Annotated in this window: 16 protein-coding genes; 13 read left to right on the plus strand and 3 right to left on the minus strand. The window is 51.9% G+C overall.

The genetic code is table 11. From position 1 onward, the window contains the following. Positions 1 to 40: 40 nt before the first annotated feature. The 8 genes from AB8B75_RS17875 (at position 41) to AB8B75_RS17910 (ending at position 10,067) form a co-directional block, all read left to right on the plus strand. Positions 41 to 601: a TRAP transporter small permease gene (locus tag AB8B75_RS17875; protein ID WP_405364170.1), complete on the plus strand. Its 561-nt coding sequence runs from the start codon at positions 41 to 43 to the stop codon at positions 599 to 601. Then, complete coding sequence (locus tag AB8B75_RS17880) at positions 571 to 2,094, plus strand: TRAP transporter large permease (RefSeq protein ID WP_405364171.1); 1,524 nt, start codon at positions 571 to 573, stop codon at positions 2,092 to 2,094. The genes AB8B75_RS17875 and AB8B75_RS17880 overlap by 31 nt, the downstream gene beginning before the upstream one ends. A gap of 642 nt (positions 2,095 to 2,736) precedes the next feature. Next, entirely contained in the window at positions 2,737 to 3,549 is an 813-nt protein-coding gene (locus AB8B75_RS17885; protein WP_405364172.1) for an alpha/beta fold hydrolase, read from the plus strand. Further along, positions 3,549 to 3,950 (plus strand): DUF309 domain-containing protein, encoded by a 402-nt coding sequence (locus tag AB8B75_RS17890; protein WP_405364173.1) that lies wholly within the window; start codon positions 3,549 to 3,551, stop codon positions 3,948 to 3,950. Before AB8B75_RS17885 ends, AB8B75_RS17890 begins: the two co-directional genes overlap by 1 nt. Before the next feature lie 140 nt (positions 3,951 to 4,090). Then, on the plus strand, positions 4,091 to 5,752 hold the full coding sequence (gene boxC / locus AB8B75_RS17895; protein ID WP_405364174.1) for a 2,3-epoxybenzoyl-CoA dihydrolase: 1,662 nt from the start codon (positions 4,091 to 4,093) through the stop codon (positions 5,750 to 5,752). 29 nt (positions 5,753 to 5,781) lie between these two features. Further along, a complete protein-coding gene (gene boxB / locus AB8B75_RS17900; protein WP_405364175.1) occupies positions 5,782 to 7,233 on the plus strand; it encodes a benzoyl-CoA 2,3-epoxidase subunit BoxB in 1,452 nt (483 codons plus the stop codon). A 223-nt stretch (positions 7,234 to 7,456) separates the two neighbouring features. Then, on the plus strand, positions 7,457 to 8,647 hold the full coding sequence (gene boxA, locus AB8B75_RS17905) for a benzoyl-CoA 2,3-epoxidase subunit BoxA (RefSeq protein ID WP_405364176.1): 1,191 nt from the start codon (positions 7,457 to 7,459) through the stop codon (positions 8,645 to 8,647). 481 nt (positions 8,648 to 9,128) lie between these two features. Next, positions 9,129 to 10,067: a helix-turn-helix transcriptional regulator gene (locus AB8B75_RS17910; RefSeq protein WP_405364177.1), complete on the plus strand. Its 939-nt coding sequence runs from the start codon at positions 9,129 to 9,131 to the stop codon at positions 10,065 to 10,067. Between the two features lie 694 nt (positions 10,068 to 10,761). On the opposite strand, the gene AB8B75_RS17915 is transcribed toward AB8B75_RS17910, so the two are convergent. The 3 genes from AB8B75_RS17915 to AB8B75_RS17925 form a co-directional block, all read right to left on the minus strand. Continuing rightward, positions 10,762 to 12,690 (minus strand): putative bifunctional diguanylate cyclase/phosphodiesterase, encoded by a 1,929-nt coding sequence (locus tag AB8B75_RS17915; RefSeq protein ID WP_405364178.1) that lies wholly within the window; start codon positions 12,688 to 12,690, stop codon positions 10,762 to 10,764. 667 nt (positions 12,691 to 13,357) lie between these two features. Further along, positions 13,358 to 14,698 (minus strand): aspartate aminotransferase family protein, encoded by a 1,341-nt coding sequence (locus tag AB8B75_RS17920; RefSeq protein ID WP_405364179.1) that lies wholly within the window; start codon positions 14,696 to 14,698, stop codon positions 13,358 to 13,360. Further along, positions 14,695 to 14,943: a hypothetical protein gene (locus AB8B75_RS17925; protein ID WP_405364180.1), complete on the minus strand. Its 249-nt coding sequence runs from the start codon at positions 14,941 to 14,943 to the stop codon at positions 14,695 to 14,697. The genes AB8B75_RS17920 and AB8B75_RS17925 overlap by 4 nt, the downstream gene beginning before the upstream one ends. Here AB8B75_RS17925 and AB8B75_RS17930 point away from each other — a divergent pair. From AB8B75_RS17930 to AB8B75_RS17950, 5 genes are all read left to right on the plus strand, one after another. Next, positions 14,943 to 15,965, plus strand: a complete 1,023-nt coding sequence (locus tag AB8B75_RS17930; protein WP_405364181.1) for a MurR/RpiR family transcriptional regulator — start codon at positions 14,943 to 14,945, stop codon at positions 15,963 to 15,965. The two genes, AB8B75_RS17925 and AB8B75_RS17930, sit on opposite strands and share 1 nt — an antisense overlap. Positions 15,966 to 16,046: 81 nt before the next feature. Continuing rightward, positions 16,047 to 17,018 (plus strand): TAXI family TRAP transporter solute-binding subunit, encoded by a 972-nt coding sequence (locus AB8B75_RS17935; protein WP_405364182.1) that lies wholly within the window; start codon positions 16,047 to 16,049, stop codon positions 17,016 to 17,018. Positions 17,019 to 17,113: 95 nt separating this feature from the next. Continuing rightward, on the plus strand, positions 17,114 to 19,759 hold the full coding sequence (locus AB8B75_RS17940; protein WP_405364183.1) for a TRAP transporter permease: 2,646 nt from the start codon (positions 17,114 to 17,116) through the stop codon (positions 19,757 to 19,759). A gap of 12 nt (positions 19,760 to 19,771) precedes the next feature. Next, positions 19,772 to 20,188: a universal stress protein gene (locus tag AB8B75_RS17945; protein ID WP_405364184.1), complete on the plus strand. Its 417-nt coding sequence runs from the start codon at positions 19,772 to 19,774 to the stop codon at positions 20,186 to 20,188. 338 nt (positions 20,189 to 20,526) lie between these two features. After that, positions 20,527 to 22,059 (plus strand): cryptochrome/photolyase family protein, encoded by a 1,533-nt coding sequence (locus tag AB8B75_RS17950; RefSeq protein WP_405364185.1) that lies wholly within the window; start codon positions 20,527 to 20,529, stop codon positions 22,057 to 22,059. The last annotated feature ends 194 nt before the right edge of the window (positions 22,060 to 22,253 follow it).

Below are 22,253 nucleotides of genomic sequence, written 5' to 3' on the forward strand. Positions count from 1 at the left end.
GGGCGTGCCTCCCATGACATGCACGTGTAAGGGAACAGCGGTGCACACTCTAATCGTCCGTCTGGCGCATGTTATGGCTCATTTGGGCGGTCTCGTCCTTTGCCTGTTGATCTTATTGACGTGTCTTTCCATTTCCGGCCGCGTTTTGAATGGTGTTCTACATGGCTGGGTCGAAACACTTGCGCCCGGCTTTGCCGGGTGGGCACTAAATCTTGGAATTGGGCCAATCAACGGCGATTTCGAGATCGTTGAAGCGGGTGTGGCTTTTGCCATCTTTGCTTTCCTGCCGCTTTGCCAATTGACGTCTGGCCATGCGGTTGTGGACGTGTTTACCACGAATCTTTCACCTCGCGTGAACAGGATCTTGCGCATGGTGACAGAGGTGGTCTTTGCGTCAGTGCTGATACTGATTGCGGTTCAGCTTTTTGCCGGGATGCAGTCGAAGTTCAGGTTCGGCGAAAACACCTTCATTCTGCAGTTTCCGGTCTGGTGGGGGTATGCCGCCAGTTTGTTTGCATCCGTCGCCGCGGTCATTGTGGGCGTCTACATGGCGGTCCAGCGCATACGCGAATGCGCGCATGGCAGGGATCTGCTTCCGTGAGTGATTTTGCCATTGGTGTGCTGTCTTTTCCGGCGCTGCTGGCGTTGATTTTTGTTCGGGTGCCCATCGGTCTTGCCATGTTTCTCTCGGGTGTTGTCGGCATCGTTCTGGTGACCGGAAACCTGAACATACCGCTGGGCCGTTTGAAGTCCGAAACCTACACGACGTTTTCCAGCTACTCGCTGTCCATCGTGCCAATGTTTCTGCTGATGGGGTATTTCGCAACGCTGGGCGGTATGTCGACCGCGCTCTTCAAAGCCGCAGAAGGTTTTCTGGGTCACCGAAAAGGCGGCGTTGCCATGGCGGCCGTAGGTGCCTGCGCCGGTTTCGGCGCCATTTGTGGATCTTCACTCGCAACGGCGGCTACCATGGGTCGCGTGGCGTTGCCGGAACTGAAACGCTACGGTTACGCAGGTGGATTTTCTACCGCGACACTTGCAGCTGGTGGTACGCTGGGTATCCTTATCCCGCCATCTGTAGTGCTTGTGATCTACGCAATTCTGACCGAACAGAACATCGCAAAATTGTTCCTCGCGGCCTTCATCCCGGGCATTCTGGCAGCGCTTGGATATGTGATGGCCATTTCGATCTATGTAAGGATCTTTCCGGAAAGCGCAGGCACACGGGATGCAATCCCCTACCGCGAACGGTTTCAATTGTTGTTTGACGTTTGGCCTGTGCTTTTGGTGTTCGCGCTGGTGGTGGGCGGCATTTACGCTGGCTGGTTCACGCCCACCGAGGGCGCGTCGATTGGTGCAGCAGGCACAGGTTTGATTGCGTTCTTTAATGGAGGCCTGACGTGGAATACCCTAAAGGAAAGTTTCACCTCCACGGCAAAATCAACTGCGATGATCTTTTTCATCGTGCTGGGTGCCGGGATATACAATGGCTTTTTGGCGCTCACCAATGTCCCGCAAGAGCTGGCAGACTACGTTCTGGGTCAAGGTTTTAGCCCTTGGATGGTTCTATCCCTGATCTTGGTTTTCTATCTGTTGCTTGGCTGCGTTATGGACAGCTTGAGCATGATATTATTGACAATCCCAATCTTCTTTCCGGTCATTTCGGTTTTGGATTTCGGTCTTGTCGATTTGATTGCAATGCAACATGACGCTGCACGCGAGGCGCTTGCTTCCGCGACTGATCTCGCCCCTGACCTTCGTTCCGAGATCGATGCTTTGATTGCGACAGGATCAGAGATCAGCCGGGATCTTCAGAAAGAAATTGGCATACGTGTGACGCAAGGCATGGCCGATCGTATTGCCTTGGAGAGAACAGCGATCTGGTTTGGTATCCTCGTATTGATCGTTGTAGAGGTTGGTCTGATTACACCGCCCGTCGGGATGAACCTTTTCGTAATTAATGCGATGGATCCGAAAACCCCCATGGTCGATACGTATAAGGCGGTGCTGTTCTTTGTGGGTTCTGACCTGATCCGGGTTGTGATCCTTGTGCTCTTCCCAGCAATTACATTGTTTTTGATCCCCTTTGGTTGACGTCGCTGCGTTGCAGTTAGTGTTCATTCAATTTGCGCAAAGAACGCTCGGGTAACACTTGGATTTGCGAAAGTTAATCGACGCCAGAAGAACGAGCGGATTGCCAGGGCGCTGATTGAATTCAAAGCACTCTGCATTGTCTTGCGACGAATATTGCCGAACACCGGCTTGGTGCGACACGCGAAATTAAGCTGTTGCTCGACGTCGGTGGAAGGTTTCGGGCTTTTCTAGGTTTTCCGGAGCTTTGGCATTTGAAAGCGACCTCATCAAAATTCATTGGTAATTTCAACCAAGCAGTAACACCGTGCAATTGAGTGTTGACCTTGTGCCAGAGCACGAGGCACGAAAAGCAAATGGCCAGGCTGTTCTAACATCTAATCGGGTGCCTCAGCGCTTCATATGTCGAACTTGTAAGTGCTGTTGTCCGGCGCCCGAAGAACGCATTTTTCCAAAACAGGTTGCCGGACAATTTTGATAGCCAGCCGTGCCAGCATCTCGAATTGACCGGCTTATGCGTCGGGCCGTGTTTGACAGATTTTGGCGGAATGAATTTGTTAAATCGCTCACAAGGCATAAAGTGGTGCAATATTTGCAAAAGACACCGAACCGAAAAGACCACCATTCAAAACGGAAAGGCACGGTATGAGTTGGGTAAATTTGGACCGCGTTGAAGCCGATGGCGTTCTGCTAGAATGTGCCACCTTTGGTCCTCCGCCGGGCGATGCGCCGACACTGGTGCTTTTGCACGAAGGATTGGGCTGCATCGCGCTGTGGCGCTCATTTCCAGATGCACTGGTCGAGAAGACGGGATGCGGCGTGTTTGTTTACTCACGGGCTGGTTATGGCCAGTCTGATCCCGCTCTTTTGCCGCGTCCACTGGACTACATGACGCGCGAAGCGATCGAAGAATTGCCCAAAGTGTTGAATGCGGCTGCGATTGGGCGATGTATACTGGTGGGGCATTCGGATGGCGCAACAATCGCTGCGATTTACGCCGGATCGGCTGTGGACGCGCGGGTGCGTGGACTGGTTTTGATGGCGCCTCATTTTTTCACCGAAAAAGTCGGGCTGGCCGAAATCGAAAAAACGCGAGAGCTCTTCAGGGTGAGCGAGCTTGAAGAAAGTATGGCGAAGTATCACCGCGACGCAAAGGCGACATTCCGAGGTTGGACTGACGTTTGGCTGGACTCGGAATTTAAGGATTGGGACGTCAGTGACGTCATCGATTACTTGCGCATCCCAACTCTGGTGATCCAGGGCAAAAACGACCAATATGGGACCACCGCGCAGGTTGAGGAGGTTGCAAACCGCATCTATGCCCCTTGTGATATCGAAATGCTGCCCGATTGTAAGCATTCACCGCATCTTGATCAGCCGAACGTGACCACGTGCTTGATTGCAGGGTTCGCGCAGCGTCTACAGCGGATCGAAAATGAAGTCGTCACAGTTGTATGATGCCCAGCTGGCGGCCGCCCCATGCCTATGTGCCGCGCAAGACGCCCCGCCATCCAGAAGAGCTGTTTGACGACATCAAAGCAACGGCGGACAGGATAGAGCTTTCAGACATTGTGACCTGTCAGGCATGGAAGTCGGGATTGGACTTTTTGGCGGACGGTTACTTTTGGGAAGCCCATGAAGTGCTTGAGGCGGTTTGGTTGGCTTGTCCGCCGAATGCGCCCGAAAAACTGATGGTGCAAGCGGTCATTCAAACCGCAAATGCGAAACTGAAGAAGGTCATGGGCCGGGAAAAGGCCTGTCAGCGGTTAAAGGATGAGGCCCGGAGGCTGAGTCGTGAAGCAGTGTTGCGCGCCAGGAGCCCGGTTCTTGGAATAAACTCCTTAGATGATGTTATATAATGCATAAACTTAGTCGATAATTCTGAAAAAGTTGCCATACAGGGCGTAGTGTGATGCAGTGTAGCGAAATAGTGCAAAAGATAACTGTGCCAATCTCCACTGAGGCAATACATTTGCCAATGTGATCGCAAAGGGCTGCCATGACCAAGGCCATCGACTTTCAAACGGACCCATCCCGCTACCGTCACTGGCGTGTCTCATATGATGGGGCGATTGCAAATCTGATTATGGATGTTGATGAGGATGGGGGTCTCTTTGAGGGGTATCAGCTCAAGCTGAACAGCTACGACCTCGGCGTTGATATCGAGCTTGCCGATATCGTGCAGCGGATGCGCTTTGAGCATCCCGAGGTGAAAGTCGTGGTCATTCAGTCAGGTAAAGAGAGAGTATTCTGTGCTGGAGCAAATATTCGCATGCTTGGTAGCGCGTCACACAGTCATAAAGTGAACTTCTGCAAGTTCACGAACGAGACGCGCAACACTTTCGAAGCCGCTGAACAAGATAGTGGTCAGAAATACATGGCTGCGATCAAGGGGTCTTGTGCCGGCGGTGGCTATGAGCTTGCTCTTGCGTGCAATCATATCTTGTTGACTGACGACTCTGCTTCATCGGTCGCTCTTCCAGAAGCGCCGCTTCTTGCCGTCCTTCCAGGGACAGGTGGTCTGACACGTGTCACTGACAAACGCAAAGTCCGTCGCGACCTTGCGGATGTTTTTTGTTCGGTTGAGGAGGGCGTTAAAGGCAAACGCGCCGTTCAATGGCGACTGGTGGATGAGGTGGTGCCTAACTCCAGGTTCGACCAGGTGGTTCAACAGCGCGCAAAGGAATTCGCCGAAGTTTCGTGCAAAGCCGATGAAGCAATAGGAATTGAACTTGGCCCACTCAGTAAAACGGCCAACGAAGACGGATCCCTTACCTACTCGCTCGTAGAAGTCCTGATTGATCGTAATGCACGAAAAGCAACGATCACTCTGGCGGGGCCAGATGTCGCGGCGCCTGTTGATATGGATGCCTTGGCGGCGCAGGGTGATCAGGCCTATTTGCTGCGCCTCGCGCGGGAATTGGATGACGCTATTTTACATCTGCGATTTAATGAAATGGACGTTGGGCTGTTGGTTTTCCGCACGCAGGGCGATGATGAAGCTGTCTTGGCCCATGATGATGTGTTGTGCAACAACACGGATCACTGGTTGGCCAATGAGGTGCTGGCCTACTGGAAACGCCTGCTCAAGCGTATCGACGTGACTTCGCGGTCAATGGTGGCCTTGGTCGAGCACGGGTCATGCTTTGCGGGTATCCTGGCCGAATTGTTATGGTCGGTAGATCGCACCTATATGATGGAAGATGAGTTCGAAGGCGACAATCGCCCAACTGCTGCTGTGACCGTTTCAAAAACGAACTTCGGCATGATGCCAATGGGAAATGGGCTCACACGGCTTGAGACGCGCTTTTTGGGTACGCCAGACGCCGTGGATGCATCGGAGGCGAAGATCGGCGAACGTCTCGAAGCCGAAGAGTGCGACGCGCTCGGGCTAGTGACCATGATCCTCGACGATACCGATTGGGATGATGAAATCCGTATCTTCATGGAAGAGCGCGCCTCCTTCAGCCCGGACGCCATGACTGGGATGGAAGCGAACCTGCGCTTTGCCGGCCCCGAGACAATGGAGACACGTATCTTTGGACGCCTTACGGCTTGGCAGAACTGGATTTTCAATCGCCCGAACGCGGTTGGGCCCAAGGGTGCTCTGCAGCGTTATGGCACCGGTATGCGTGGTGAGTACAACATGGAGCGGGTCTGACCTGCTCCATAAATTTCGGAGGAGTAAACATGCTTGACCTCATCAATGTGAGCTACGACACGCAAATCCCCAACAATGTGGGGTTGAGCGAAGACCGAAAAGTCTTGAAGGCACTGGAAAAATGGCACCCCGGTTACATTGATTGGTGGAACAAACTGATCCCCCAGAATTTCCAGGACAGCATGGTGTATTTGCGGACTGCCGTCAGCGTGGATCCCAAAGGGTGGGCAAAATTTGACTATGTGAAAATGCCGGAATATCGCTGGGGTATATTACTGGCTCCACAGGCGGAAGACCGGATTATTCCGATGGGTGAGCATAAAGGCGAGAAAGCATGGCAAGAAGTGCCGGGTGAATACCGCAACATGCTCAAACGCTTGATCGTCATTCAGGGTGACACCGAGCCAGGGTCCGTTGAACAGCAGCGCTTTCTCGGTCTGACTGCGCCGTCTCTATACGATATGCGCAACCTTTTTCAGGTCAATGTCGAAGAGGGCCGCCACCTTTGGGCTATGGTTTATCTGCTTCAGAAGTACTTCGGTAAAGATGGCCGTGAAGAAGCAGATGACATGCTTGTTCGCTCATCCGGTTCAGAGGACGCGCCGCGAATGCTCGGGGCCTTCAATGAAGAGACACCCGATTGGTTGTCATTTTTCATGTTCACCTACTTCACCGACCGCGACGGCAAGATGCAGTTGGAGAGCCTTGCGCAATCGGGGTTTGACCCGCTGAGCCGTACTTGCAGATTCATGCTGACTGAAGAAGCGCACCATATGTTTGTGGGCGAAACAGGCGTCAGCCGTGTGATCCAGCGGACCTGTGAGGCGATGAACGAGGCGGGTATCACAGATCCTTATGAAATAGGAAAAGTTCGTGATCTGGGCGTGATTGACCTGCCGACGATCCAGAAAAAACTAAACCTTCACTATTCCCTTTCGCTTGATCTGTTCGGTCAGGAAGTTTCGACCAACGCGGCCAATGCCTTTAATGCAGGTATCAAAGGCCGCTACATGGAGAACAGGATCGATGACGATCACCAGCTGCAAAGCGACAACTATATCGTCAAGAATATCGTTGGAGGTACGATCGTGGATGAAGAGGTCCCGGCCCTGACAGCGATCAACATGCGATTGCGTGACGACTATGTACGCGATGCTTCTGGTGGAATTGGCCGTTGGAACAAGATCGTTCAGAAGGCCGGGATTGAGTTCAAACTGGCTCTACCGCATGAGGCCTTCCACCGACAGATTGGTGTCTTCTCGGCGATCCAGGCCAACCCGGAAGGGGATATCATCCCTCAAGAAAGCTGGGACGCCAAGGTTGAAAACTGGCTGCCAACCAAAGAAGACGGCGCTTACATTGAGTCGCTCATGGTAGCTTGTTATGAGCCCGGTAAGTACGCAGGCTGGATTGCGCCGCCAAGAGTTGGCATCGACAACCAACCGGGCGAGTTCGAATACGTGAAGCTGCATATGGCATAGGCCGTGCAGGCGCCTGGTACCTGCTTGTCTAGTCATGTTGTGAATTCGGAGGAGTCGATGTGAAATCTGCAACCATCATCCTGAAAACGGTTCAGAATCTGCGTGTTGAGGGTGGTTTGCCTCCCGCAAAAACATGTATTGATTGCCCCGGATGCCAAGGTATCTGCGCCGCTCTAATAGACGTCTTTACCCTTCCTGATGTTATACTCCGAAAGGAGGCATGATGAACAAGCCGCGCAAACAGCACCTAATCGATCCAGAGGTCTGCATCCGCTGTTACACTTGCGAGATGACCTGCCCTGAAAACGCCATCGAACATGACGATAACAATGTCGTGGTCAATGCGGATCTTTGCAACTTCTGCATGGACTGTATCCCGGTTTGCCCCACAGGTTCGATTGATGAATGGCGGGTTGTCAGAGATCCTTACTCGCTTGAAGATCAATATGGTTGGGAGGAACTGCCGGAGCAGGGCGTCATTGCGGACGATGCCGGCGATACCAACGTAGAAGCGCTGGAAGATGCCATGGCAACGTTGCTGGCGGATGCCCACAAGGGGGCAGGCGGAAAGACCAAGGCGCCGGCGACGGCCGCAAAACCTACTGTCAACTTATACAACCTTGGTAAGCCCGTCGAGGCGACGGTCCGGGGTAATTTCAAGCTGACTGACGCGGGCGCAGATATAGATGTGCGCCACATCATTCTAGATTTCCAAGGTCATCCAATGCCCGTTTTGGAAGGTCAGTCCATCGGCATCATACCACCTGGTACAGATGTGGATGGTAACGCCCGCTTGCCGCGTCTTTACTCGATTTCCAGTCCGCGCGATGGCGAGCGGTCCGGATACAACAACGTCTCATTGACAGTAAAGCGCGAAGAGAGAGGGATATGTTCGAACTACGTTTGCGATCTGGACAAGGGCGATACGGTAAAGGTCACGGGCCCGTTTGGCGCTACGTTCTTGCTTCCGGAGGATCATGAGGCGCGGATCATGATGATCTGCACTGGCACAGGATCAGCACCCATGCGGGCCTTCACCATGCGGCGGCAACGGGCAGTCGGCGAAAAGAACGGCGGAATGGTGATGTTTTTCGGAGCACGCACACCCGAAACTTTGCCCTATCACGGTCCATTGAAAAGGGTACCTGAAACACTTTTGAAGCAACATCTCGTTTTTAGCAGGGTTGAAGGCGCCGCCAAAGAATACGTTCAGGATCGCATGTTGATCGAACGGAAGGAGGTCGCCCGCTTGCTCCAAGATCCAAAAGGCTATGTTTACATCTGCGGGTTGCGCGGAATGGAGACGGGTGTCGATCAAGCCTTTCAAACCATCGCAGACGATTTCGGGGGCGACTGGGTGTCGATGCGCGACACCATGCGCGAAGATGGGCGGTATCACGTCGAAACCTACTGAGACAGCGGTGTTGAGAGCTTCAGTGTACCAGCACTCTTTCGCTGTCACCTGAGAGTTGGTTCGGTTAGACAACGCTTCTGTCACGAGCTGCCTCTTTTAGGCTGGAGGCGATCCTCGCTTTCAAAAAATCCAACTTTGGGAACGGTTGGTACTGGCCAGTGTTGAAGCTAGGGCCTTTGTAAGACTTGAAATTGCTTCAGGCCCTTTGTGGCTGTCCGTTCTGTGGTGTTTGGCATCCATAGATAGTGAGCCGTAAAACTGCAGCTTCCGACGACAGAAAAATTTTGAATGGCCTGTTATTGGAGAAAACAACTAGTTTCGCTCGCTACCTGTCGCCCATCGAGCACAACCGCACCGGCGGCGATTTGGTTCGTTATGTAGCGTCGCCTACTAAGCATTCGTTCTGGTAGGGTTCTGTGTTCTTTTCTTTTCTGTCAAAGACACTATTGTGCATTATTATACATAAGGGGTCTTTGAAACCATGTCCGAAGTAGTTCGTTTTGGAGGTCGCGCGACCAAGCCAGACATGGTATCCGAGATGGACGAGCGCGTTGCAAATTTGTTGATACAAGTCGGAGAACGCGTTCGCGCCGCACGCGAACGCAAGCGAATTTCACGCAGAATTTTGTCCGAAATTTCCGGCGTTTCGCCTCGATATCTTGCGCAATTGGAAGCGGGCGCAGGCAATATTTCCATCGGACTTCTCACTCGTGTGGCCCACGCGCTTGATATGAAAATCGAGTGGTTTGTCGGAACGGAAAACCCGTGGACGTCAGAAGTCCTGCGCGTCGCTGATCTTTTCTCGGTTGCGGATCAAAACACACGCGCCAAAGTTCTGCACATGTTAAGTGTGAAACCTGCATCTGTCGGCAAATCAGAGCGGGTTTGTTTGATTGGCCTTCGTGGCGCCGGAAAATCAACCCTTGGTGCACTGGCAGCAGATCGATTACAGGTGCCTTTTCTTGAACTAAACAAAGAAATTTCCCACTACGGTGGCATGCCAGTCGACGAAATTATCGCTCTTTACGGTCAGGAAGGATACCGCAAACTGGAAGCAGGTTCTTTGGACCGGGTGGTTGCAAACTATGATCGCATGATTTTGGCTGTTGCAGGTGGCATTGTTGCCGAGCCCGAAACCTACAATAAGCTGCTGTCGCAATTCCATACGATTTGGATAAAGACTAGTCCACAAGAACACATGGATCGAGTGCTTGCGCAGGGGGATGAACGACCCATGGCCGGAAACGCGGATGCTATGGATCAATTGCGCGCCATTCTCAGAAGTCGAGAGGCACTTTATGCAAAAGCGGATGCAGAATTGGACACGTCCCAGCAAACCCAGGACGAGTCCTTGGAAAGGCTTATCGCCATTGTTTCAATACGAGGCTTTGTCTCACAAAATCCAAAAACTCGTATTTGAACTATACTGCAAAACAAGGGCGATAGCGCAAAATAGAGTTGCTTGAGAGCTGCCAAGTCTTTGGGCGAAAACACTAAGTCTTCCGTCAACTTGGAAATCCGCCTTTAATCGCGATTTGGCAGGTTTTTCGTTCAAGGCTTTCTGACGTGCTGGATTATGTAGACGCCGAAACTGCTTCGACACCCGTGGAGTTTCCTGGATCAAAACGTACCTTTGCCGTGGGCGTCTGGGTACTTGGCGCGAAGTCTGCCGAATTAAAACTGCCGGAAGTGAACTTGGATCGGCAAACACTTTCTGGCGGTAATGCTACGCTACAAGCAACGTTTTGCATAAAAAAGTCCACGCCTTGGCAGTGTGTCGAAGGGATAACCGAATTTGGGTTTCCAGTGAGGATTTGTGAGACGTATGCTGTGTCTAGGCCAAATTTTTCTCACCCTCTGCTTGTTCTGGCCGTATCTGGGTGAGAATTCGTTTTGCTTTGTAATTTGTCTAGATTTAGCAGTCCGAAAAAAGGGTCGATGATAGCTTGTCTGACATCTGAGAGAAATCGTATCTCCGTTAGAATGCGGCGTGGATTTTAAATGCGTAGGACTCGTTTGCGCGTACGTGAAAGTTTTGGAACCGAAGTTCTAAACATGTCGTCTCTTGTTTTCCAGCCAATCATTGGCGGTTGGAAAGACCAGAAATTTGACCGTCAGCCGGCTTTGGCAGTCCCTTCGACGATTTCTGAACCATGTTTTTGCAATGTGCTTAAAGGCTCGGGTCTACCATGCAGGTATCCTTGCAACACATCACATCCCAAAGTGGAAAGAAGCTGGGATTGCTCATGCGTTTCTACGCCTTCCGCGGTAATTTTCATGCCAAGTCGCGCGCCGAGCATCACGACAGTCTCGATGATTTCACGGGAGCGTTCAGGATTTTCGTCGAGTGCTGCGACAAATGAGCGGTCAATCTTGAGCCGATCAAACCCGTACTTCCAAAGATAACTCAAACTGGAGAAGCCGGTTCCAAAATCATCCATTGCAATTGCGACACCCATTTCCCTGAGCGTGTCGATCTGCATCTCAATCAACGGGCTGTCTTCCAGTAAAAGCGATTCCGTGATCTCCAGTTCAAGACGCTCGGTCGGGAAGCCTGTTTCCTGCACTGCATTTCGCACGATATTTACGAGTTCGCCGCTCTGGAATTGATTTGATGACAGATTGACGGCCAGCGTCGTTTCTTCGTGCATATCCATCATATCCCGCATGGAGGTACGCATCACCCACGTTCCGATCTCGTCGATCAGACCGAGTTCTTCGGCCAAAGGAATGAACACGCAAGGCGAGATTGGTGTTCCGTCAACATGACTCAGTCGCAGCAACGCTTCGTAGCCAATGACTTCACAAGACTTGCCATCTACCAAAGGCTGATAGTGGATTTTAAAATCAGACGTTTGCGTGGCGTCGCGCAGTCTTTTTTCCAATGCGTGGCGCTCGCGAAGCTCTTCCCCCATTTCCGCTCCATAAACCGCAAAGTCATTTCGGCCCGCGGACTTGACGTGATACAAAGCGGCGTCGGCGTTGCTAAGCACACGTTCCAGTGTTTCGCCTTTTTCAACTACAGCAAGTCCAGCACTCAGGGAGCCATTGAGTTTCACATTCAAGATATCCGTTTGTGCAGAAAAATCCCTCAATATCGCGCGCACCCTCAGCGCTGCTGCTTCTAAGTCGATATCTGAAAATGAAATAACAAATTCGTCGCCGCCAAATCTGGCCAAAAGATCATCAGACCGACAGTTTTTGCGCAAAACCTGAGAGGTATGAACCAAAACTGCGTCGCCTACAGCATGACCGTAGGTGTCATTTACAGTCTTGAACCGATCCAAGTCGATGTAACAAACCACAGACAGACCGCCTTGCTCCAACAGTCGTTCGGACTGTTCAACGAATTCGCGACGGTTGAGCAAGCCGGTCAGGGGGTCGAAATGAGCAAGGAATTCCGCTGCTTTTCGCGAGCGATCAGAAACAATGCGTTGGAGCAGGAAAGCGCCAGCTGGAATCGCGAACAGCAAGGCACAAAAAGTTGTCAGCATGACACCAAAATTTTTGAAACTGTCGACGAAGTAGGATCGCGTTGAAGTCTGATCCACATAGACTTCCACCACCCCTTTTACCGTGCCATCCGAGCTCAGCAGTGGAATATAAGCTTCGGCGTATATGTCCGGGCGATCGGGTTTTTGTGATCCATCATATACGTCCACAATCGGCTTTCCTGTTCGCGCGACCTGCGAAGGTTCAGGGTCAACCAAATCTGAAAGGCCGCCTGGCCCTGAAATATTTGCGTCGTCGGACACCAGAGACAGCCTACCGTCCGCCGTAAAAAGTTTGAATCTGAAGATATCGCCCACGTTGCGGATTTCACGAATGATGCGCTGCTGTTGATCAGTCGGAATCCCGGTTGCGACCAGTGTGTCAAGATCTGGGACACGGGATGCCATGAAGTCCCCCCAGTTTTCTGCTTTGTCGACTGCCTCGCGGACCACCGCGCGTTCGACAGCATGGTTCAGACCTCGGACTGCAATGACGGAGATAGCTCCGAGCGCAAGAATCCCAACCAATATGAATTTGAAATATAGGTTCATCAATAACACTCCCTCGTCAGAAGTCGTTGTATTGAAAGCACTCTAAAATAATCTAAACCAGACGCGGGTGTTACCGAAGAATTTCCACTCAGTGTATAAAAAAATTAGCCGCAATTGACATAAAACTTCGCGGAGATCTTCTACAAATGGCAATATCTATCGGGTCCTCTTTCGCCTTGGTAAGCTCCAAGAAAGTGCGGATTTATGGATTTTACCGCCGAGCTCTGGCGCGCAACACAAAAGACGAAGTCGTAAGGAAGGATCGAGTGGAATGAGGTGACTGTTTCCTGAAGATCGACGGACGAGCAGCAAAACAACGCTTTTTCAAGCCGAATACTCTGTGGAAACTCTCAGCCTTTTTTGCGATACTTTTTGAATCTCTCAAGTGGAATTCCGGCGACCACTCCCCTAGTTGCGAATTGGGCATGTTGAAACAGATGGCACTATCTAGCTTCCAATTTGTTGCGCGCCACAGCCCAAAATCGCGCTATGAACCTAGCCTGGAAATCGCATGCCAAATGGCCAAGCCATGGTCTTGGGCGGTGTTGCTTGCTTTGTGGCCCATATTTCACACGTTCAAAGCTAGGGTTTTCCGTGACGCAGGAGGGTTATTCACGACTCTGCAAACAGCCCACAACGCGGGTTTGCCGTCTTTAATGCGACCGAACTAATAACTCCGTCCGGTACCCGACAATACGGAGAAGAATGTTGCTTCGAGTTTTTCAACCAATTCACTGGAGTGTTGTTCAGAAAACGTGAATGCCGGAGCCAGCAAAACATGATCACCTGTTTTTCCGTCCCGTGTTCCGCTCATCGGGTAGCAAATGAGACCTGCTTCAAAAGCAGCTTTCTTGACCTTGGCCGCAATCCCAAGGCCTGGTTCAAAAGGCGTTTTGGTTTCCCGGTCTTTTACGATCTCAAGGCCAATGAACATGCCACGCCCTCGGATGTCACCAATGTATGGATTTTGCCCAAATGCACCGTTGAGCGCAGCAAAGAGCTGGGCTGAACGTGTGTTTGCAGCTTTCAGCAACTTTCGATCCAGAATGGCATTCACCACCGCTAATCCGGCGGCACATGCCACGGGATGTGCAAGATATGTGTGACCATGTTGGAAAAACCCAGTCCCTGAGCCAATCGTGTCATAGATCGTTTTGGAGCACAGCATCGCGCCAATGGGTTGATATCCGGCACCTAGGCCTTTTGCGATGCACAAAATATCCGGCGAGATACCTTCGGCGTCGCAAGCGAACAAATGACCGGTGCGACCCATTCCGCACATGACTTCATCGAGGATTAAAAGAACGCCATAGGTGTCGCAGATATTCCGAATACGCTTGAAATACCCTTCGACCGCAGGCACGGCGCCCATCGTTGCCCCGACAACGGGTTCTGCGACAAAGGCCATAACCTTGTCAGGTCCGAGCCGTAGTATCTCATCCTCAAGCTCTTGCGCCGCGCGTTGGCCGTAGTCGACGGCGGTCTCATCCGCCTTCCGGTCCACGTATTCATAGCAGGGCGAAATGTGGGTTACATCAATAAGAATGGGTTCGAATTGCGCGCGCCGCCATTGGTTTCCGCCAACGGCCAAAGCGCCGAGTGTGTTGCCGTGATAGCTTTGGCGCCGCGCGATAATGTGGCGGCGTTGAGGCTCGCCGTTTTCGACATGGAATTGGCGGGCAAGCTTAATTGCGGCTTCGACGGCTTCTGAACCTCCGGACACAAAATACACGCGGTCCAAACCGGCGGGCGCATGTTTGATCAACAGATCAGCCAATTCTTCCGCAGGCGCGCTGGTGAAAAAACCAGTGTGCGCAAAGGCTAGTGCCTCTGTTTGTTGTTTGATGGCTTCAATGATCTGCACGTCACCGTGCCCCAAACAAGAGACCGCTGCACCGCCCGATCCGTCAAGGTAATGTTTGCCGTCTTCACCAATGATATAGCAGCCTTCGCTTGCAACCGCCTTTATCGGTGGTGCGTTGATTTGGCGGGGGAATACATGGCTCATGATAAGACCTGACTGAATCCAAGACCTGTTTTGACTGCCGCTTCCCAGAAAGGTTTAAACAGTGATTTCGTTGGAAATTTTGCCGCCTGATGCAACGTGGTTGTTACAAGTTCTACAGACGTATCCCTCTTGCGATGCACGGCGACATGCAGGCAAATTATTGCGAACGCAGTTTGAGCAACGAAGACAGCAAAGTGATGGTCCTCGATGAGCACCTGGCCCTTGGGAGTAGCATTCAATTTCAATGGGCCATCCCGCAGATTTCTCCAAGACTGTACCGCGATTAACGCATGCCCAATTCATTCACTGCGAATTACGTTGGAAGTCAATCGCCTCAGAAAATAACGTATGTTATTTATGCGTGAAGGAGCCGATTCGTATGGACCCAACGTTAAAAGCAGAAACGACGGCTGCGCTTAAACAGAGTATTCCGCAGTATTCTCCACAAATGAAAAGGGCTGCGAAATACATTGTCGATCAACCAGCGGCCTTTGGTTTGGACCCCATTCGCGAAACGGCGCGAAAGGCGCAGGTGAGTACATATACCTTTGTAAAAATAGCAAAAAATCTTGGTTTTTCTAGTTATGAGGAGCTAAGACAGCCTTTTCGACACGCTCTTTTGTCTTCGACAGACGTGCAATCGGACGCGGACTGGCTGCAAGATTTGCGCGCGCAGCCAGAATTTGGTCCGGTTTATGCCAATGCTGCGCAAAATGCCGTGGCTATCGTCGCGCGGTCATTGGAACGACAGCAATTGCACGAGCTTGAACAGATCGCGGACATGCTCTTTTCAGCAAATTCCGTATATCTGACGGCTGTGCGGTCCAGCTATGCTATTGCTTACTACTTGCACTATGTGGGCCGCATGGCGCTACCGCAGTTGCAACTGATCCCGCGTCATCGCAACAGTGCGATCGATGATCTCAATGATGCGACTGACCGCGATGTCCTGATCGCGATCACTGTGACGCCTTATTCTCGCGAAACCATCGAAGCCTGCGCTTTTGCCAAGAAGAAAGGCGTTAAGCTTCTCTTAATAACTGATTCAGAGGTGGTTTCGCCGGAACTGGTCCCGGAGCATACAGTGGTAGCTTCAGTACTCAGCACGCACAACTTTGGCTGTTTGTCGGGTATGATGGCCGTGGTCGACCTTCTTATCGCTTTCCTGATGAAACGTGGTGGCGCCGCCGCGCATGACCGAATCAAATCCTATGAAAAAGTCCGGATTGAAAGTAACGCCTACTGGGTCAAGCAAGAAAAACATTAGTTTTTACGTGACATCCTGAGAAACTTCTAAGACCTTCTCGCGTAGGAGGCGCATCAATGCGTCCAGTCAAGGGAGTTATCCATGAAAAAGACCAACCTGGTTGGCGGCATGATTGCCGCAGTAACAATTGCATTTGGCAGCGCTGCCACAGCGCAAGATCAGCAGTTCATTTCCATCGGGACAGGCGGCGTAACGGGCGTTTACTATCCCACTGGAGGTGCGATCTGCCGATTGGTCAATCGCGACCGCAAAGAACACGGCATCCGTTGTGCAGTCGAATCCACTGGCGGATCGGTATACAACATCAATACCATCAAAGCCGGAGAGCTTGAGTTTGGTGTAGCCCAGTCCGATTGGCAGTACCACGCTTTTAACGGCACATCCAAGTTTGAAGAAAACCCGTTCCCCGATGTGCGCGCGATGTTCTCCGTTCACCCGGAGCCTTTCACCCTGATCGTACGGGCCGGCAGTGGCATTTCGTCGTTCGAAGATCTGGCTGGCAAGCGCGTAAATGTAGGCAACCCGGGTTCTGGTCAGCGCGCGACCATGGAAGTCGTCATGGACGCCTATGGCATGACAATGGACAGCTTTGCGCTCGCAACCGAGTATAAAGGGTCTGAAATGGCCAAGCAGATCTGCGACGACAATATCGACGCTATGATCTACACAATTGGTCACCCCGCAGCGGCGATCAAAGAAGCCTCCACAACATGTGATGTGCAACTTGTTTCTGTCTCCGGCGATGCAATCGATGCGCTGGTCGCAGAAAACCCATATTACCGCGTCGCAACAATTCCGGGTGGCATGTACGCAGGCACAGATGAAGACACGACAACATTTGGTGTTGGTGCGACGTTTGTAACATCCGCAGATGTTTCGGACGATGTGGCTTATGTTGTTGCCAAGGCGGTTCTGTCCAATCTGGATGACTTCCGCGGCTTGCACCCAGCATTTGCGAACCTTGATGCATCACAGATGATCAGCGATGGGCTGTCGGCACCCCTGCATCCTGGTGCGGAGCGAGCCTACAAAGAGCTGGGTCTGATGGAATAATCGGCATCCCGTGATGTCTTGAAAAATCGACGCCAGCGTACCCAAGCGGTGCGCTGGCGTTTTTGACTAGGTGAATTGCGACCCGGGGGCACGGAATGAACGACACCACATCCAGATCAGCAGAAGACATGGTGGCCGAGGCCGACACAGGTGCGCGTAACGCCGGACCTTTTGCGGCCAACCTCATATTCGGACTGTGCATCGCATGGTCGATTTTCCAGCTATACATCGCCTCAAAAGTCCCCGGCGTTCTGGCTCAAGCCACAGGCATCAGCGGTTTCGCCAACATCGTGGCGCAAGCCCGATTTGTGCACCTTGCTTTTGCGATTGCGCTGGCAACACTTGCTTTTCCAATGTTCGGCCACCGAAACCGCATCCCATGGTATGATTGGGTTTTGGTCCTGTTGGGTGTGGGTGCCTGTCTTTATCTGGTGGTGTTCCGGTTCGAAATTGCCGACCGCCCCGGACTCTGGAGTGCGTCTGACATCGTGATGTCAGCCATAGGTATGTCGGTTTTGATGGTTGCGGTCTTCCGATCTCTCGGCTTGCCTCTCGTCATTATTGCCTCTGCATTTCTCGCGCTTGCATTCTTTGGCGGATACTCCGCTTGGATTGGCAGCATCACCAACTACGGCGGCGCATCTTTCAGCAAGGCAATGGGCCACTATTGGATGCAAACCGAGGGGGTCTTTGGTGTCGCGTTGGGCGTGTCCACCTCCATGATCTTTTTATTCGTGTTGTTTGGCGCCCTGCTGGAAAAAGCGGGAGGCGGGAACTGGTTCATCAAAGTCGCGATCGCGCTGTTGGGCGCTTTACGTGGCGGACCGGCGAAGGCCGCTGTTTTGTCATCGATGATGACGGGTATGATTTCGGGCTCCTCGATTGCTAACACAGTGACCACAGGTACGTTTACCATTCCGCTGATGAAGCGGATCGGTTTTTCGGCAGAAAAGGCCGGCGCTGTGGAAGTCGCCTCATCAACCAATGGCCAGTTGACCCCGCCCGTGATGGGGGCGGCGGCCTTTCTCATGGTGGAATACGTCAACATTCCCTACATCGAAGTCGTCAAGCACGCCTTCTTGCCTGCTGTGATTTCCTATATCGCGCTGCTCTACATCGTACACTTGGAAAGCTTGAAGCTGGGGCTTCAGGGATTGAAGAAGCCAGGGCGACACATTGGTGTTGTAATGATCATGATCCTGTTTCTCACAGGCTTCTTTACGATGGCCGCCTTGACCATGTTGGTAATCGGTTTCCGTGCCGTGCTAGAACCCTTTATGCCGGGCGCCACAATCTATCCTGCGCTGGCTTTGCTTGCTGTGGCGTATCTTGTGCTGCTGTTTGTGGCATCGCGTTTCCCCGATGTGGTACCTGATGATCCAAACTCCCAAGTCGTGGAAGCACCGCGCTTGACCCCAACGTTTTGGGGCGGCGCGTACTATGCATTGCCGATCTTTGTGCTTGTCTGGAACCTGATGGTACGGACCGATACACTCGATCGACTGTCGCCCGCGCTTTCTGCATTCTGGGCGACCATTGTCATGATCATTGTGGCTCTGACGCACCGGCCTATAAAACAGATGATGCGGGGGGCAACCCACCGGCATCTTGCAGCATCACCCACTGGCAATACCTTCGGCACAGCCGTCCGAGATTTTGTGGCCGGACTGGAAAGTGGCGCGCGCAACATGATCGGCATCGGTGTCGCGACGGGTGCTGCTGGTATCATCGTCGGCACGATTTCTCTGACGGGTGCACACCAAATCATTGGTCAAGTAATTGAGGCCATCGCCGGGGGCAACCTGATCATATTGCTTCTGCTGGTTGCGGTCCTGTCCTTGATCCTTGGTATGGGTTTGCCAACAACCGCCAATTATATCGTTGTGTCGTCCCTTATGGCACCGGTTATCGTCAGCGTGGGTGCCCAGTCCGGGTTGATCGTGCCGCTGATCGCGGTCCACCTCTTTGTTTTCTATTTTGGTATCCTGGCCGATGACACGCCACCCGTGGGACTGGCCGCTTACGCGGCCGCGGCGATTTCGCGCGGCGACCCGATTAAGACGGGCATCGTAGGCTTCAGCTATGACATCAGAACCGCCTTGTTGCCATTCATGTTCATCTTCAACACGGATCTGCTACTGATCGACGTAGGGCCTGGCAAAGCCGTTATGGTCTTCTTCATCTCGCTGATCGCCATGCTTGTCTTTGCTGCCGTCACCCAAGGTTACTTCATCGCCAAGACGCGCAAGTGGGAAGCCGTCGTTATGATGCTTGTTGTGTTCATGCTGTTCCGACCAGACTTTTTCCTGGACCAATGGCAGGATAAATACACTGAAACGACCGGACCCGCTGCACTAACCGCTCTCGAAGAATTACCGATTGGAGCGACCGCACGGCTGCGCATATCTGCCCCAGATTTCGATACTGGCATCGTCGGCACGACGACTGTGACTTTGACGCCAGAAGCGGAGGGCAGTGGTTCAGAGCGGCTGGACGCTGTTGGTCTGACGGTGATCGAAGACGGTGATATTCTCACGTTGGATGAACCCTTTCCAGGGACGCCCTATTTCGATCAATTGGCAAATGACTACGATTTCTATGGTGATGAACCTGCACAGATTGAAGCCGTTGCCATTGAGAACGAGCGCATGGCAAAGGAAATCTTCTTCATCCCTGCACTGCTTCTTCTCCTCATGATCGTTGCAATCCAACGCCCACGCGCAACACAACCTGCATTCTAACGGGAGTTTCGAATGTTTAAGAAAGTCCTGATCCCTGTCGACACATCTGTCAGCGATGACACGCAGCATCTGTTGCAAGCGGCAAAATATTTGACGGAGAACTGGTCATGTGAACGCCATGTCATCACCGTCATTCCTGACTTTGGAATGCCTATTGTCGGCTCATTCTTTGACGACAATTTTGAGGCAGAAAACCGAAAGTCGGTTGAAACGGCACTGGCAGAAGCAATTGTATCGTCAGGCATTGAGGCCGAGCAGAGTGTTCTGTCGGGAAAGGTCTACGACTGTGTCATCGCACATGCATCCAGGCTTGATGCTGATCTGATCATCATCGGTGCGCATCAACCGGAACTACGTGAGTATTTGCTTGGTTCAAACGCCGCGCGCGTGGTTAGGCATTCAAATAGATCAGTGCTTGTTTTGCGTTAATTGGAACGATCCCAACCCACCGGATTTGTTGTGTGTTCGCTTAGGTCACGATCGCCGTTTCTTCTGGCGTTGGTTTCTTGGCCTAGGGACGTACCAAACGCTTCTCCCCACGCTCTGGTTTGATCATCGTTGGAATGCAGCGATTTCTTTACGGGTTGTAGATCAGATGTGCGGAAACATGAGCGGCTTGACGACCAAAGCACCTTGCAAGTGGGCCCCGTGGATACGGCGTCTAATCCAAACTAAAGAATAACACGTATACTGATAAATTGCTGCTAAGAAGACGCCGACGCATTATCTTGAACGCGTGCTTTTTTAGTCATTTGATTGGGTTGCCGATGAAACTGCGTTTGGTTCTTGCAGATCAACTCAACAAAAGTATTACATCGCTCCGTGATCTTGAGGTACACGACGTAATCTTGATGGCTGAGGTGCGTTCCGAAGCGACCTATGTGAAGCATCATAAAAAGAAGATCGCTTTTCTTTTTTCTGCCATGCGCCACTTTGCCCAAGACTTGATCTCCGAAGGGGCGAACGTCGAGTATGTGTTCTATGACACACCCGACAATTCTGGATCATTGTTTGGTGAGGTGCAGCGGGTGGTAGAGTCGCATAAGATCGACAAAGTTGTTGTCACTTCGCCCGGGGAACATCGACTGCTATCAGAGATGCAAGGCTGGTCCAAACAGTTGGATATTCCCGTCGAGATACTGAACGATGACCGTTTTCTTTCCAGCGTAAATGAGTTTGCCGATTGGGCCAAAGGGCGCAAACAGCTTAGAATGGAATTTTTCTATCGCGAAATGCGGCGCAAGTACTCGGTTTTGATGGAACCCGAAGGTCCAACCGGAGGAGAATGGAATTACGACGCCAAAAACCGAAAGCCACCGAAGGAAGGCTTAACCATACCGCCGCCGTTTTGCGCCGAACCGGATATAGTCACACGTGACGTAATGGCCTTGGTCGACCGAGAGTTCGCTGATCACTTTGGTGATCTGGAACCGTTTCACTATGGGGTCACTCGGGGCGATGCACTGGCTGCCTTGGATATGTTCATCGAGACGCGCCTTGCCTGTTTTGGAGATTATCAGGATGCGATGATCCAAGGCGAAGCTTGGATGTATCACAGTCACATCGCTCTCTACCTGAATTGTGGGCTGCTGGAGCCACTGGAGTGCGTCCAAAAAGCAGAGGCAGCCTACCGACAGGGCGACGTGCCCCTAAATTCTGCGGAGGGCTTCATACGCCAAATAATTGGCTGGCGGGAATTTGTACGCGGAATTTACTGGCTCAAGATGCCGTCATATAAAGACTCAAATTATCTTGAGGCTCATCGCGCCCTGCCAGAGTTCTATTGGACTGCCGAAACCAACATGAATTGTCTTCGACAGTCCATTTTGGAGACGAAGCAAAACGCTTATGCCCACCATATCCAACGTCTGATGGTTCTGGGTAATTTTGCGCTGTTGGCTGGTCTCAGACCGGATCAGGTTAATGAATGGTATCTATTGGTGTACGCCGATGCGTATGAGTGGGTTGAGCTGCCCAACGTAAGCGGCATGGTTTTGTTTGCGGATGGTGGGTTGTTGGCGTCAAAACCCTATGCTGCTAGCGGTTCGTACATCAAGAAAATGTCCAACTACTGCGACAACTGCGCTTACAAGGTGGCTGCCAAGAATGGTTCCAAGGCCTGCCCCTTTAACTATCTCTACTGGGATTTCGTCGATCGCAACTCAGAAAAATTGCGAGGCAACCCGCGTATGGGTTTTGTGTTTGGAACGCTTGATCGGATGAGCCAAGACAAGCGGCTAGCTATCAAGGATGACACCAGTCGGTTCTTCAGCGCTTTGAAAAGTGGGGACACAGTTTAGGATCTCCATTTTCTCGGCGTTTCGTATGGATCGCTTATGCTTACCAGGACTTGTTATGTCGCTATTGGATTGCCGAGTTGGTGCGCAATTAGTGCAAAATTGAAAAGTTGTTTGTTGGCTTAGGCCCGCCCGCAGTCCAACAAAGTAGATACCTGCAGGTGAATGTTCGATTTTGCTATCAAGTCAAATTTGAG

Origin of the sequence: Roseobacter sp., assembly GCF_045106495.1 — a bacterium.
Taxonomy (GTDB): domain Bacteria; phylum Pseudomonadota; class Alphaproteobacteria; order Rhodobacterales; family Rhodobacteraceae; genus Roseobacter.

Coding starts and splice junctions, on each gene's coding strand:
- AB8B75_RS17950 (WP_405364185.1), top strand. CDS start 20,527: ATGAAACTGCGTTTGGTTCTTGCAGATCAACTCAACAAAAGTATTACA.
- AB8B75_RS17945 (WP_405364184.1), top strand. CDS start 19,772: ATGTTTAAGAAAGTCCTGATCCCTGTCGACACATCTGTCAGCGATGAC.
- AB8B75_RS17880 (WP_405364171.1), top strand. CDS start 571: ATGCGCGCATGGCAGGGATCTGCTTCCGTGAGTGATTTTGCCATTGGT.
- AB8B75_RS17885 (WP_405364172.1), top strand. CDS start 2,737: ATGAGTTGGGTAAATTTGGACCGCGTTGAAGCCGATGGCGTTCTGCTA.
- AB8B75_RS17890 (WP_405364173.1), top strand. CDS start 3,549: ATGCCCAGCTGGCGGCCGCCCCATGCCTATGTGCCGCGCAAGACGCCC.
- AB8B75_RS17940 (WP_405364183.1), top strand. CDS start 17,114: ATGAACGACACCACATCCAGATCAGCAGAAGACATGGTGGCCGAGGCC.
- AB8B75_RS17930 (WP_405364181.1), top strand. CDS start 14,943: ATGGGCCATCCCGCAGATTTCTCCAAGACTGTACCGCGATTAACGCAT.
- AB8B75_RS17920 (WP_405364179.1), bottom strand. CDS start 14,698: ATGAGCCATGTATTCCCCCGCCAAATCAACGCACCACCGATAAAGGCG.
- boxA (WP_405364176.1), top strand. CDS start 7,457: ATGAACAAGCCGCGCAAACAGCACCTAATCGATCCAGAGGTCTGCATC.
- boxB (WP_405364175.1), top strand. CDS start 5,782: ATGCTTGACCTCATCAATGTGAGCTACGACACGCAAATCCCCAACAAT.
- AB8B75_RS17910 (WP_405364177.1), top strand. CDS start 9,129: ATGTCCGAAGTAGTTCGTTTTGGAGGTCGCGCGACCAAGCCAGACATG.
- AB8B75_RS17915 (WP_405364178.1), bottom strand. CDS start 12,690: ATGAACCTATATTTCAAATTCATATTGGTTGGGATTCTTGCGCTCGGA.
- boxC (WP_405364174.1), top strand. CDS start 4,091: ATGACCAAGGCCATCGACTTTCAAACGGACCCATCCCGCTACCGTCAC.
- AB8B75_RS17935 (WP_405364182.1), top strand. CDS start 16,047: ATGAAAAAGACCAACCTGGTTGGCGGCATGATTGCCGCAGTAACAATT.